The organism is Pseudomonas sp. R1-43-08 (genome assembly GCF_003852255.1).
GTDB lineage: Bacteria > Pseudomonadota > Gammaproteobacteria > Pseudomonadales > Pseudomonadaceae > Aquipseudomonas.
Map to the genome: position 1 here is coordinate 1,735,600 of NZ_CP027734.1, position 13,558 is coordinate 1,749,157.

General features: G+C 61.3%; 12 protein-coding genes. 9 read left to right on the top strand and 3 right to left on the bottom strand.

Going from position 1 to position 13,558, the window contains the following annotated elements; translation table 11 throughout:
- Nucleotides 1–200: 200 nt before the first annotated feature.
- The 3 genes from C4J87_RS07890 to C4J87_RS07900 all read left to right on the top strand — a co-directional run bounded on the left by C4J87_RS07890 (nucleotide 201) and on the right by C4J87_RS07900 (nucleotide 2,167).
- Nucleotides 201–533, top strand: coding sequence for a ComEA family DNA-binding protein (locus tag C4J87_RS07890; RefSeq protein ID WP_124366344.1), 333 nt, complete (start codon nucleotides 201–203; stop codon nucleotides 531–533).
- A 126-nt stretch (nucleotides 534–659) separates the two neighbouring features.
- Nucleotides 660–1,304: a GntR family transcriptional regulator gene (locus tag C4J87_RS07895; protein ID WP_124366345.1), complete on the top strand. Its 645-nt coding sequence runs from the start codon at nucleotides 660–662 to the stop codon at nucleotides 1,302–1,304.
- A 14-nt stretch (nucleotides 1,305–1,318) separates the two neighbouring features.
- The gene (locus tag C4J87_RS07900) at nucleotides 1,319–2,167 is read left to right on the top strand and encodes a DUF1989 domain-containing protein (protein ID WP_124366346.1); all 849 of its coding nucleotides are present in this window, start codon (nucleotides 1,319–1,321) and stop codon (nucleotides 2,165–2,167) included.
- 7 nt (nucleotides 2,168–2,174) lie between these two features.
- On the opposite strand, the gene C4J87_RS07905 is transcribed toward C4J87_RS07900, so the two are convergent.
- Together C4J87_RS07905 and eat are read right to left on the bottom strand one after the other, a co-directional pair.
- Nucleotides 2,175–2,342 carry a DUF2897 family protein gene (locus C4J87_RS07905; RefSeq protein ID WP_124361874.1) on the bottom strand — a complete coding sequence of 56 codons (168 nt, stop codon included), beginning with the start codon at nucleotides 2,340–2,342 and terminating at the stop codon, nucleotides 2,175–2,177.
- Between the two features lie 111 nt (nucleotides 2,343–2,453).
- Nucleotides 2,454–3,818: an ethanolamine permease gene (eat, locus tag C4J87_RS07910; protein ID WP_124366347.1), complete on the bottom strand. Its 1,365-nt coding sequence runs from the start codon at nucleotides 3,816–3,818 to the stop codon at nucleotides 2,454–2,456.
- 410 nt (nucleotides 3,819–4,228) lie between these two features.
- Here eat and kdpF point away from each other — a divergent pair, with 410 nt between their 5' ends.
- From kdpF to C4J87_RS07940, 6 genes are all read left to right on the top strand, one after another.
- Nucleotides 4,229–4,318, top strand: a complete 90-nt coding sequence (gene kdpF, locus C4J87_RS07915) for a K(+)-transporting ATPase subunit F (protein ID WP_003218754.1) — start codon at nucleotides 4,229–4,231, stop codon at nucleotides 4,316–4,318.
- Nucleotides 4,319–4,327: 9 nt separating this feature from the next.
- Nucleotides 4,328–6,022: a potassium-transporting ATPase subunit KdpA gene (kdpA, locus tag C4J87_RS07920; protein WP_124366348.1), complete on the top strand. Its 1,695-nt coding sequence runs from the start codon at nucleotides 4,328–4,330 to the stop codon at nucleotides 6,020–6,022.
- A gap of 9 nt (nucleotides 6,023–6,031) precedes the next feature.
- Complete coding sequence (gene kdpB, locus C4J87_RS07925) at nucleotides 6,032–8,095, top strand: potassium-transporting ATPase subunit KdpB (RefSeq protein ID WP_124366349.1); 2,064 nt, start codon at nucleotides 6,032–6,034, stop codon at nucleotides 8,093–8,095.
- 40 nt (nucleotides 8,096–8,135) lie between these two features.
- On the top strand, nucleotides 8,136–8,681 hold the full coding sequence (gene kdpC, locus C4J87_RS07930) for a potassium-transporting ATPase subunit KdpC (protein ID WP_124366350.1): 546 nt from the start codon (nucleotides 8,136–8,138) through the stop codon (nucleotides 8,679–8,681).
- A gap of 84 nt (nucleotides 8,682–8,765) precedes the next feature.
- The gene (locus tag C4J87_RS07935) at nucleotides 8,766–11,417 is read left to right on the top strand and encodes a sensor histidine kinase KdpD (RefSeq protein WP_124366351.1); all 2,652 of its coding nucleotides are present in this window, start codon (nucleotides 8,766–8,768) and stop codon (nucleotides 11,415–11,417) included.
- Between the two features lie 192 nt (nucleotides 11,418–11,609).
- Nucleotides 11,610–12,299, top strand: coding sequence for a response regulator (locus C4J87_RS07940; protein ID WP_124366352.1), 690 nt, complete (start codon nucleotides 11,610–11,612; stop codon nucleotides 12,297–12,299).
- Nucleotides 12,300–12,439: 140 nt separating this feature from the next.
- Here C4J87_RS07940 and C4J87_RS07945 read toward each other — a convergent pair whose 3' ends face one another.
- Nucleotides 12,440–13,477 carry a patatin-like phospholipase family protein gene (locus C4J87_RS07945; RefSeq protein WP_124361881.1) on the bottom strand — a complete coding sequence of 346 codons (1,038 nt, stop codon included), beginning with the start codon at nucleotides 13,475–13,477 and terminating at the stop codon, nucleotides 12,440–12,442.
- Between the last annotated feature and the right edge of the window lie 81 nt (nucleotides 13,478–13,558).

Below are 13,558 nucleotides of genomic sequence, written 5' to 3' on the forward strand. Positions count from 1 at the left end.
CCGATAGGTCACTCTGAAGCGGTCCTTTTTTTGCCAAAGGATTCGCTGAGCTTCGGCAGAATGGTGTCCTGGCATCTTAGAGAACAGTCAAACACACGCTGTTACTCACCCATTTTTGACACCCTCCAATCATCGCCTAAGTTAGTAAAGCAGCTTCGGAAAAGCTGCTTTTCTCTCACCGATGTCATGGAGCGTCACCAATGCAAAACCTCTACATCTCCTCTCTAATCTTCGCCTTCCTCACCACCCTCTCTGTCGCCACCACCGCAGCCCCATCCGTCAAACCTGAAGCCCCAAGTCCCATCTCCGCGCAGATGACCAAAACCGAGCAATCCGCCAAGGTCAACCTCAACGCCGCCGACGCCGAAACCCTGCGACGTGATCTGTTCGGTATCGGCGCCTCCAAGGCGAAAGCGATCGTCGCCTTCCGCGAAAGCAATGGCCCCTTCACCTCAGTGGATGAGTTGCTGGAAGTAAAGGGTATCGGCAAGGCCTTGCTGGAGAAAAATCGGGACAGGCTGGTTATCAACTAAAGGGCGTATCCCGAGAGGCCGATCATTGATCGGCCTTTTTCGCTTCGTTATTCCACTCTAAACAACTTTGGCATGAAAAGTGGTCACCTCAAGGTCAACGATTGTTCAACAATCCTGAGGTATTGAATGAAGCCCAGTTTGTCCTTAGCCGACCAGATCGCTCTGGAACTACGCGCCGATATCATCGGCGGGCGGCTGTTACCGGGTATGCCGTTGGTTGAGGTCGACTTGGTCAAGGCCTACAACGCATCGCGCAACACGATTCGCGAAGCCCTGCATCGGTTAGGGCAGGAAGGGCTGACTCGGTATGTGCGTAACAAGGGCGTGATGGTTCGCCGCCTGGAACGTGAGGAGGTGCGTGATCTGTTTGCGGTCCGTCGCACTTTGGAGCTGCAAGCCATTGCCCAAAGCGGCTCTCTGACGAGCGATCAATCCGAGGGCATGCAAAACGCAATCGATGCCACCACTTTGGCGCGGGAGCGGGAAGACTGGCGCGCCGTGGCCACTCACAGCCTGGTGTTCCACCAGCAAATTGTCGGGCTGATGCGCAGCCCTCTGTTCGATGAGTTTTTTGCCCAGGTGATCGCCCAGTTGCGCCTAGTGTTTTGCGCCGCACCCGATGAGCAGCGTTTCCAATCACCCTGGCTGGAACGTGATCGTGAGATTTACACGCTGTTAGCCAGCGATAACAAACCAGCCGCCAGCGAGGCGATGAGCCTCTACCTGGACGATTCCGAACACCTTTCCCTGGCACTGTTTGATCACCCTTGATGGAGGAATGCCCCATGTACAAAGACTATCCAGCCGCTTACCAGGTCAGCAAAGGCTCGGCGTTACAGGTGGATACTACCTTCTATGAACGTATCCGTGATCGCAAGGATCAGCGCACTCTGATCGAGCAGTTCGAGGTGCCGATCCGCACGGGCAGGGCGTGGAAAGTGCCGGCCGGGCATGTGTTCCGGGTGACCACGCCTGTAGGCCCCCAGGTGGGCGACTTCAATGTGTGGAATGCCAATGACCCGCGCGAACGCTTGTGGGCGGCGCGCACTCGGCAACTTCAAGGCGCCCACGTCAGCACTCACGACCGCTTGTGGTCGAATCTTCCATTTCTACGGCCGTTAGTCACTATTACAGATGACAGCCTCGCAAGCTACGGCATCGATGAGCACGGCGGGCGCCTGCACGATTTGCTCGGCACACGCTGCGATCCCTATGTAAACCGTATGCTCACTGGCGAGGACTTTCATCACCACTGCCACTCAAACCTGACCCGTGCAGTATTGCCCCACGGTCTGACGGAATTCGATGTGCACGACGTGCTGAATATTTTCCAGTGCACTGGCCTTAATCACGACGACATGTATTTCATGAAAGCCTGCCCGGCGCAGAAGGGCGATTACCTGGAATTTTTCGCGGAGATTGATTTGCTGTGTGCGCTATCGACATGCCCAGGTGGGGATTTGTCGTTGCCGATGTGGGGGCCGGACGCGCAGGACCCGCTGACGGTGTGTCGTCCGTTGGGGGTTGAAATCTACAGGCTGGAGGACGAATTGCTGAGTGGCTGGAGTCAGCCGGAGCGTGCTGCCTATAAGGGGCAGCACGGCTTGCATATCGCTAAAGCTGATTGGGAGTAACTCAAGTTCAGCGATCCTGCGCATCCTTGGCGTCCGCCTGGGCATTGCGCTCGGCCACGCGTTTGCGTTGTTCGTCGGTGAGTTCCACTTTGTTGGCGCTGTCACGCAGCATCATCAACCCACCGACGATCGATCCGATCGCAATTACCATAATCAACCACGCGTACCACGGCATAAGGCTCTCCTTGAGGCAGACAGCCGGGGGAGAATTTTCCCACGGTAATAACTGCTTTGAGTTACGGGCTTTCTGAGTAGTTCATTGTAGGCCCGTTCTGCCTCGTAAACCCTATAGTCCGGTCAACATTGCATCTGCCGGCGCATCGGCGCGGTCTTGGGCGGTCAGTTGGAAGTAGATGAAGCCCACGGCCATGAAACCGAGGAAGATCAGCCCGATCAGTGTGTTGAACCAGGCCATCGCTACCAGGCACACCACTGCCAGAGCCAGCGCGATGCCCGGCACGACGGGGTAACCGGGTGCACGGAAGGTGCGTTCCAGCAGCGGTTCGGTTTTGCGCAGTTTGAACAGGCTGAGCATGCTCATGATGTACATGACGATGGCGCCGAATACGGCCATGGTGATCATCGCGGCGGTCAGGGTCATGCCGCCCAGGTTGATCAGGCCATCACTGTAGATGGCCGCAATGCCGACCACGCCACCGGCGAGAATGGCTCGGTGGGGCGTCTGAAAACGTGACAGTTTGGCCAGGAAAGACGGCAGGTAACCGGCGCGGGCCAGGGCGAAGAATTGGCGCGAGTAGCCGAGGATGATGCCGTGAAAGCTTGCCACCAGGCCGAACAGGCCAATCCAGACCAGCATGTGCAACCAGCCGGAGCTTTCGCCTACGACGGTTTTCATCGCCTGGGGCAGTGGGTCGTTGATGTTCGACAGGGTGCGCCAGTCGCCGACGCCGCCCGCGAAGAACATCACGCCCATGGCCAGGATTACCAAGGTCAGGATGCCGCTGATATAGGCCTTTGGAATGGTGCGCTTGGGATCTTTCGCTTCTTCGGCCGCCATGGCCGCGCCTTCGATGGCGAGGAAGAACCAGATGGCGAAGGGGATCGCTGCGAACATGCCGGCAATCGCCGGGGCACCGAAGGTGTCGGAACCGGCCCAGCCGTTCAGGGCGAAGTTGCTGAAGCTGAACGCCGGCGCAACGACGCCCATGAACACCAGCAGTTCGGCGACGGCAAGTACGCACACCACCAGTTCGAAGGTAGCGGCGAGTTTCACGCCGAGGATATTCAGGCCCATGAACACGAAGTAGGCGCCGACGGCGGCGTGTTTCGGGTCCAGCGCTGGAAACTGCACATTGAGGTAGGCACCGATGGCCAAGGCGATGGCGGGTGGGGCGAAGACGAATTCGATCAGGGTCGCCAGGCCGGCAATCAAGCCGCCTTTTTCGCCGAAGGCGCGGCGGCTGTAGGCGAAGGGGCCGCCAGCGTGGGGAATCGCGGTGGTCAGCTCGGTGAAGCTGAAAATGAAGCAGGTGTACATCGCGGCGACCATCAGTGAGGTCACCAGGAAGCCCAGCGTGCCGGCCACGCCCCAGCCATAACTCCAGCCGAAGTACTCGCCGGAAATCACCAGCCCGACGGCGATGCCCCAGAGATGGAGGGTGCCCAAAGTGGGTTTGAGGTGTGTGTTCATTGTGTGGTGCTCCCTGAACGGTTTGGAATGATTCAAGGTGTTGCAGTGGACATGCCACTTCCCAAAGCCGTGTCGTAAAGCGCGTCCACTGTCGCCTGGAAGATGGTTTGGCGTTTGAATAGTGGCAACGTCGCACCAGATAAGTGCGAGGGTGTCTTGACTGGCGCCATCGGGGGCAAGCCCCTCCCACACTTGACCGAGTTGTCATGCCGAGCGCAGATCAACCTGTGGGAGGGGCTTGCTCCCGACAGCACCCGCCCAGGCGCCGAAATCACTCGTGTAAACCCCGCATAAAGTCACTCTTTACGCCATCTTTACGCCCCACGCCCCGCCTCGCTCTCGTTCCTTTACACCGCTCCTGCGGACAATTGCCCCACACGCGGCACTCGCCGTTAAACGGAGAAACTTCCATGAGCGTTCTGGACGGGGTGTCACTGCTATTGGCCGTGGCGCTGTTCATTTATCTGCTGGTTGCGCTGTTACGCGCGGATCGGAACTAGGAGCAGGCTATGCACAGTTATGACTATTGGCTGATCATCGCCTTCTTCGCCGTGGTACTGGTGCCGGCACCGTTTCTGGGGCGGTTCTATTACAAGGTGATGGAAGGCCAGCGCACCTGGCTGACGCCGGTGCTGGGGCCTGTGGAGAAAGCCTGTTATCGCCTTTCGGGTGTGGACGATCAACAGGAGCAAAGCTGGCAGAAATACATGCTGGCCTTGCTCGCGTTCAACCTCGCGGGCTTTTTGCTGCTGTTCGCAATCCTGTTGTTTCAGAACTATCTCCCACTCAACCCGCAGAAATTGCCGGGCCAGGAATGGACGCTGGCCTTCAACACCGCGGTCAGTTTCATGACCAACACCAACTGGCAGAACTACAGCGGTGAAGCGTCCCTGAGCTACCTCAGCCAGATGGTTGGCCTTACTGTGCAGAACTTCGTCAGTGCCGCCACCGGCCTGGCAGTCCTGGTCGCACTTTGCCGTGGGATCGGTCGCAAATCCTCCAAGACCTTGGGTAACTTCTGGGTCGACATGACCCGTGCCACCCTCTACGGCTTGCTGCCGTTATGCCTGGTGCTGGCGTTGTTTCTGGTATGGCAGGGCGTACCGCAAACTTTTGCCCATTACGTTGATGCCGTGACGATGCAAGGCGTGGATCAGGTCATCCCCCTCGGCCCGGCGGCCAGCCAGATTGCGATCAAGCAATTGGGCACCAATGGCGGCGGTTTTTTTGGAGTGAACTCGGCGCATCCGTTCGAAGACCCGACGGCCTGGGCCAATCTCTTCGAAGTGGCCTCGATCATTCTGATCCCGGTGGCCTTGGTGTTTACCTTCGGCCATTACGTCAAAGACCTGCGTCAGAGCCGCGCCATTCTCGCCTGCATGCTGGCCTTGTTCCTGATCGGCGGCGCGACTTCACTGTGGGCCGAATACCAGCCCAACCCAACCTTGAACAACCCGGCCGTTGAGCAAACCGCGCCGCTGGAAGGCAAGGAAACACGTTTCGGCACCACCGGCACGGTGCTCTGGTCGGTGACCACCACCGCAGCGTCGAACGGCTCGGTCAATGGCATGCAGGACAGCCTCAGCCCCCTGAGCGGGATGGTGGCACTGGTCAACATGATGGTCGGCGAAGTGATCTTCGGCGGGGTCGGTGCCGGTATGTACGGCATGTTGCTCAACGTGTTGATCGCGGTGTTCCTCGCCGGCCTGATGATCGGCCGCACCCCGGAATACCTGGGCAAGAAACTCCAGGCCAAGGAAGTGCAACTGCTGGTGGTGACCCTGCTGGTGATGCCGGTGGGTGTGCTCGTCCTGGGTGCCATTGCCGCCAGCCTGCCAGGCCCGGCCGGCGCCATCAGCAACCCTGGCCCCCACGGCTTCAGCCAGTTGCTCTACGCCTACACCTCGGCCAGTGCCAACAACGGCTCGGCGTTTGGTGGGTTCAGCGGCAACACCGTGTTCCACAACCTGATGCTTGGCCTGGGCATGTTGATCGGCCGTTTCGGCTACATCCTCCCGGTACTGGCCCTGGCCGGCAGCCTGGCGATGAAGAAGACCGCACCGATTGGCCAGAACAGTTTCCCGACCCACGGCCCGTTGTTCGTGACCCTGTTGACCGTGACCATTTTGCTGGTGGGCGGCCTGACTTTCCTGCCGACGCTGGCGCTGGGCCCTATTGCTGAACACCTGAGCATGGGCTTCTAACCAAGGGATATGAAAATGAATATGCCTGTAAAAAATGCGGCCCCGGTCAAACCCCAGGAACCTGCCAAAACCGCGATCTCGGCCCTGTGGCGCGCGGCGCTGGTCCAGGCGTTCGTCAAGCTGGACCCACGCCAGCTGCAACGCTCGCCGGTCATGTTGGTGGTCGAGCTGACCGCCATCCTCACCACCGTGCTGTGCTTTGTGCCCGACGCCGCCGTGCCGACCTTCGTGGCCGTGCAAATCGCGGTGTGGCTGTGGTTCACCGTGTTGTTCGCCAATTTCGCAGAAGCCTTGGCCGAAGGCCGTGGCAAGGCCCGCGCCGACAGCCTCAAGGCCGGCAGTGAAGGCTTGAGCGCTCGTCGCAAGGAGTCCGACGGTAGTTTCAAGGTGGTACCGGCCACCAGCCTGCGCAAAGGTGATGTGGTGCGCGTCGCCGCAGGTGAAATGATTCCTGGCGACGGTGAGGTGATCGAAGGTATCGCTGCCGTCAACGAAGCGGCGATTACCGGCGAATCCGCTCCGGTGATCCGCGAATCCGGCGGCGACCGCTCGGCCGTCACCGGCAACACCCGCCTGGTGTCGGACTGGCTGCTGATCCGCATCACCGCCAACCCCGGTGAGTCCACCCTGGACCGCATGATCGCCCTGGTGGAAGGCGCCAAACGCCAGAAAACCCCCAACGAAGTCGCGCTGGATATCCTGCTGATCGGTCTTACCCTGATTTTCCTGCTGGTGGTGGTGACCCTGCAGCCGTTCGCTCACTTCGCCAATGGCAGCCTGCCCTTGGTGTTCCTGGTCGCACTGCTGGTGACGCTGATTCCTACGACCATTGGCGGCTTGTTGTCGGCCATCGGTATCGCGGGCATGGACCGCCTTGTGCGGCTCAACGTGATTGCCAAGTCTGGCCGCGCGGTGGAAGCGGCGGGGGACGTGCATGTGTTGCTGCTGGACAAGACCGGCACCATCACTTTCGGTAACCGTCGTTGCTCGGCAGTGGTTGCGGCGCCCGGTGTCAGTGGTCGGGAAGTGGCGGAAGGTGCACTGTTCGCCTCCCTGGCGGATGACACCGCCGAAGGCAAGTCCATCGTCGAATACCTGCGCGCCTTGCACCCCCAGGCAGAGCCGACGCCGGACGAACTGACTGCGGTCCCCTTCAGCGCCGAAACCCGTTTGTCCGGTGTCGACTATCAGGGCCGCGTATTCCGCAAGGGCGCGGTGGATTCGCTGCTGGCGTTTATCGGCCAGCAGCGCAGCGACCTTTTACCTGCACTGTCGCGGGAAATCGACAAGATCGCCCAAAGCGGCGGCACGCCGTTGCTGGTGTGCGCCGATGGCAAATTGCTTGGTGCGATCCATCTGAAAGACGTGGTCAAGCCTGGCATCCGTGAGCGTTTCGCCGAGCTGCGCAAGCTGGGGATTCGTACCGTGATGGTCACCGGCGACAACCCGTTGACGGCCGCCGCGATTGCCGCTGAAGCCGGCGTGGATGACGTGCTGGCTGAAGCCACGCCTGAGAAAAAACTCGCCCGTATTCGCCATGAGCAGAACGACGGCCGTCTGGTCGCCATGTGCGGCGACGGTGCCAACGACGCGCCAGCGCTGGCCCAGGCCGACGTCGGCATGGCGATGAACGATGGCACCCAGGCCGCACGCGAAGCCGCCAACATGGTCGACCTCGACAGTGATCCGACCAAGCTGCTGGACGTGGTGCAGATCGGCAAGGAGTTGCTGGTGACCCGGGGCGCGCTGACCACCTTTTCCATCGCCAACGACGTGGCCAAGTACTTCGCGATCCTGCCGGCGCTGTTCGCCTCGATCTACCCGCAATTGGGCGTGCTGAACGTCATGCACCTGCAGAGCCCGCAGAGCGCAATTCTGTCGGCAATTGTGTTCAACGCGCTGATCATCGTGGTGCTGATCCCGCTGGCCCTGCGCGGTGTGCGCGTGCAGGCGGCGAGTGCGGCGGCCTTGTTGCGACGCAACCTGCTGATCTACGGCCTGGGTGGGTTGCTGGTGCCGTTTGTGGGCATCAAGGCGATCGACATGCTGCTGACGGCGCTGCACCTGGTGTAACCCTGCGGTCTTTTGTGGCCGATTTATTGAGGATTTGACGATGACTAATACAATCCGCCCGGCCCTGAGCCTGCTGGTACTCATGACCCTGATCACCGGCGTGGCTTATCCGCTGGTGGTGACTGGCGTCGCTCAGGTTGCCTTCCCGGATCAGGCCAATGGCAGCCTGGTGCGCGATGCCGGCGGCAAGGTGCGCGGTTCCAGCCTGATCGCCCAGGAATTCAGCGGTGACGGCTGGTTCCATCCGCGCCCCTCGGCCGGGGCGTTCGCGACGGTCTCCAGCAGTGCCAGCAACCTTGGTCCGAGCAATCCTGCGCTGGCCACGCGCATCTTCGATGACGCGGATAAACAACAGGTGCCCGGCCAGGGGCCCGTACCGTTGGCCTCGCTGACGACCTCCGGCAGCGGACTTGATCCACACTTGCCACCCGCGGCAATTGCCTATCAACTGGCGCGAGTGGCGGCAGCACGGAATGTGCCGGTGTCGACCTTGCAGCGGATGTTGGATGAACACACCGAAAGCCCGTTGGTGGGGCCGCCGGTAGTCAACGTACTGGCACTGAACATGGCCCTGGAAAAACTCTGAACCCCTGTGGGAGAGGGCTTGCCCCCTCCCACATGTGATTGACATTGAACCTGACTGCTTTGATACCTGAAGGACACTACCCGCATGAGCGACTCCGGCCGCGCCGATGCCTTGTTAGCCGATCTACCCCGCAACGGCCGTGGCCGGCTCAAGGTTTTCCTCGGCGCCGCGCCCGGCGTGGGCAAGACCTACGCCATGCTCCAGGCGGCCCACACCCAACTGCGCCAGGGCGTACCGCTGATTGCCGGGGTGGTCGAGACTCACGGCCGTGCCGAGACGGAAGCCTTGCTCAGCGGCCTGCCGCAACAACCGCTGTTGCGCAGCGAATACCGTGGCGTGATGCTCGAAGAAATGGACCTCGACGGCCTGCTCGCGGCCAAGCCCAAGCTGGTGCTGGTCGACGAGCTGGCCCATAGCAACGCGCCCGGCAGCCGGCATGAAAAGCGCTGGCAGGACATTCAGGAATTGCTCGCTGCCGGCATCAACGTATTCACCACCGTCAACGTCCAGCACCTGGAAAGCCTCAATGACCAGGTGCGGGGCATTACCGGTGTGCAGGTGCGTGAAACCCTGCCGGACTGGGTGCTGCAAGAGGCCGACGAGTTGCTGCTGATCGACCTGCCGTCCCGCGAATTGCTGGAGCGCCTGCGCGACGGCAAGGTGTATGTGCCGGAACAGGCGCGGGCGGCCATCGATGCGTTTTTCACCCAGACCAACTTGATGGCCCTGCGCGAACTGGCCATGCAGACCGCGGCCGCCCACGTCGACGACGACCTGGCCCAGGGTTACCGCCAACTCGGGCAAGCTGCGCCGGCGGTACGGGGTCGTTTGCTGGTGGGGGTCGATGGCGACGCACAAGCCGAACGCCTGGTGCGCCATGCCAGTCGGGTCGCCCAGCGGCGGCATTTACCCTGGAGCCTGGTGCATATCGACAACGGCCACGCGCGAGATGAACAGTCACGGCTACGCCTGCAAAATGCCCAGCAACTGGCGGAGCGTTTGGGCGGCGAGGTGGTGTTGCTGCGGGCGGGCGAGGTGGCTAAAACGTTGATCCAGCATGCCGCCGAGCGCCGCGCCAGCCTGGTACTGGTCGGGCAGTCGCGCATGCGCTGGCGTCGACGGCTGTTCGGCGGAGGCCTCGCCGCACGCTTGTTGCGCAATGCGCGGGGCCTGGAGATCAACGTGCTCGACAGCGACGATATGCCTGCTCCGCCGCGCTTGCCGGATGCGCGTGGGTTGCGCTGGTTCGACTACGCCTTGGCCGTGGTGGCAACCGTTGTTGCAGCCGGCTTGGCCTGGGGCGTGTCCAGCGTATTGCCGTTGCCGAATATCTCACTGGTGTTTCTTGCGGCGGTGCTGCTGGTGGCGGTGCGCAGCAGTCTGGGGCCTTCGCTGGTGTGCGCGGCGTTGTCGTTCATGACCTATGACTTTCTGTTTATTCCGCCGAATTTCTCCTTTGCCATCCAGCGTGAAGAGGATGTGCTGACCTTGTTGTTCTTCCTGTTGATGGCAGCGCTCACCGGCAACCTGGCTGCGCGCCAGCGTCGCCAGTTGCAGGCGCTGCGCGATACCCAGGAAGAAACCAGCGAGCTGCTCGACCTGTCGCGCAAGCTCACAGCAGCCACGGATCGCCAGGCCGTTATCAGTGCGGCGGCTCACCACCTGCAAGGTTGGAATGACTTGGATGTATGCCTGGTCAATCGCGACGGCGAGGGCGGCTGGACAATCGAGACCGGTGGCCCGTTGACCCTTACCGAAGCCGAACGCGCTGCCGCCGATTGGGCCTGGCAGCACGACCAGCCGGCGGGTGTGGGCACCGGCACCTTGCCGTTTGGGCGCTGGTGGTGGTGGCCGTTGTCGGGCGAAGAGGGGCCCTTGGGTTTGCTCGGTGTCAGTGCCAAGCCCGGCCTGGAACTGAGCGGCCAACGCCGCCGCCTGCTCACCGCCTTGAGCCAGCCGCTGGCCCAGGCGCTGGCGCGGGCGCAGTTGGGGCAGGAGTTGGAGTCGGCGCGTTTGCACGGCGAAACCGAACAACTGCGCAGCGCCTTGCTCGCCTCTGTATCCCACGATCTGCGCACGCCGTTGACCTCCATGCGCGGCAGTATTGACAGCCTGCTGGCGCTGGGCGAGGCGATCCCTTTGGAGGATCGCCGCGACTTGCTCGAAGGCACCCGCGATGAAGCCGAGCGCCTCGACCGCTACATCCAGAACCTGTTGGACATGACCCGCCTGGGCCACGGCGCGCTGAAGCTGGCGCGCGATTGGGTCTCGCCCGGCGATATCGTCGGCAGCGCCCTTGGGCGTTTGCGCGCGGTGCTGGCGCCGTTGCAAGTGAGTATCCATGTGCCGCCGGAGCTGCCGTTGCTCTACGTGCACGCTGCGTTGATCGAGCAGGCGTTGGTCAATGTAATGGAGAACGCCGCACGTTTTTCGCCGCCCCAGGGCCGTTTGCAGTTGAGCGCCGGTGTCGCGGACAACCAGTTGTTTTTCGCCGTGGCCGATGAAGGGCCGGGGATTCCCGAGGATGAACGTGCGAAGATCTTCGACATGTTCTACACCGCTGCCCGTGGTGATCGGGGCGGGCAGGGCACCGGCCTTGGCCTGGCGATCTGCCAGGGCATGGTCGGCGCACATGGGGGGCATATCAGCGTGGCGGATGGCATTGAGGGGCGCGGCACCTGCATCACCCTGTTTCTGCCGCTACAATCTCAGCCGGGCTTGGACACTGACCTTTGAAAACGTGTGCCTACTGTGGCGAGGGAGCTTGCTCCCGCTGGGCTGCGCAGCAGCCCCAAAACCATTCGGTCGCGACGCATCATCTGCCTGACTAGTTTGGGAGCGCTTCGCACTCCAGCGGGAGCAAGCTCCCTCGCCACAACAGGTTCGTTTCTACAATGGTTTGTTTTTAATGGATATTGATTAGACACCATGAGCCAGACCGCGACGATTCTAGTCATTGATGACGAACCGCAGATCCGCAAATTCCTGCGCATCAGCCTGGCCTCCCAGGGCTATAAGGTGATCGAAGCCGGCACCGGCAACGAAGGCCTGGCCCAAGCGGCCTTGAGCAAACCGGACCTGCTGGTGCTGGACTTGGGCTTGCCCGACATGGACGGCCAGCAAGTGCTGCGCGAGTTTCGCGAGTGGTCGACGGTGCCGGTGCTGGTGCTGTCGGTACGGGCCAGCGAGAGCCAAAAGGTCGATGCCCTCGACGGCGGCGCCAATGACTACGTAACCAAGCCCTTCGGTATCCAGGAATTTCTCGCCCGTGTGCGTGCGTTGTTGCGCCAGGCACCGGCGGGCGAGTCTCAGGAAGCCGCCCTGAGTTTCGGCCCGCTGACGGTAGACCTGGCCTACCGCCGCGTTCTGCTGGACGGTGCCGAGGTGGCGTTGACCCGCAAGGAATACGCGGTGCTGGCGCAACTGGCGCGGCATCCAGGGCGGGTGATTACCCAGCAGCAATTGCTCAAGGATATCTGGGGGCCGACCCACACCGAAGACAGCCACTACCTGCGCATTGTGGTGGGGCATTTGCGGCAGAAGCTGGCGGATGACCCGACGCAGCCGAGGTTTATCGTGACTGAAGCGGGGGTGGGGTATCGATTGCTGAATACTTAGGGTGGATAGAGTTTCGCTGCCTCAACAAGCGTCATCGCGGGCAAGCCCACTCCCACATTCGACCGCATGCTCATGTTGAACTCAGTCCAATTGTGGGAGTGGGCTTGCCCGCGATGGGGTCGTCAGCAACGCCTACACTCTCAAGACTGCTCACTCTCATACCGATCCAACGTATCACTGGCAATTTCCCGCCCCAACGCGATCAACTCCGGCGCCTTGTAGAACTCGAAAAAACGGCACACCCGCTTGGGCACGTTGATCAGCACATCCGGCGGGTAGCCGGCGATTTTGTACTGTGCCAATGACGTTTGCATCACTTCGAAACTCTGGTTGATCAGGTCCAGCAGCGACGCAGGCCCGACGTTATCGATAATGAACGAGCCTGTGGCCGACTTCGGCGTGCCGGGTTTTTCCGGCGCGGCGGCGGGTTGCTGGGATTCGGGCTCGGCCGACTCCAGCCATGGGTTGATCTCGGCGGCCTGGGCCTGCAACGCTTCCTGCTCGAGCTTCATCAACTGCTCGGCCTGTTTGCGTCGAAACGGCAGGTGCGAACCCAATGATTTTGCCAGGCTGTTGAAGCGGCTCTTGAATGCCGGCGGGCGCTGGATCACCGGCAAATGATAGTGCTTCTGGTTGGTGGCGTTGAGGTTGACCGCGATGATCAAGTCACAATGGCTCGACACCACCGGCACGATGGGCAACGGGTTGAGCAAGCCGCCATCCACCAGCATGCGGTTGCCCTGCATCACCGGCGTGAACAGGCTGGGGATCGCGGCCGACGCGCGCATGGCCTGGTGCAGGCAGCCTTCCTGGAACCAGATTTCCTGCTGGTTGGTGAGGTCGGTAGCCACGGCGGTGTAGGGGATGCGCAGCTCTTCGATATTGATCTCGCCGACGATCTTGCGGATCTGCCCGAACACCTTTTCACCGCGAATCGCGCCCAGGCGAAAACTTACATCCACCAGGCGCAACACGTCGAGGTAATCGAGGCTTTCGATCCAGTTTCGGTACTCGTCCAGCTTGCCGGCGGCATAGATCCCGCCGACCACGGCGCCCATCGAGCAGCCGGCAATACAGGCGATGTCATAGCCGCGTCGTTCGATCTCTTCGATCACCCCGATATGGGCGTAGCCCCTGGCTCCGCCGGAGCCCAGCACTAAGGCAACACGTTTCTTCATGACCAGATCCTTCGTGAAACAGGTGCCCCACAATGCACCCATCAAGGGGGCCGCTACAATCCTCGGTAAGCCTTGGCAATA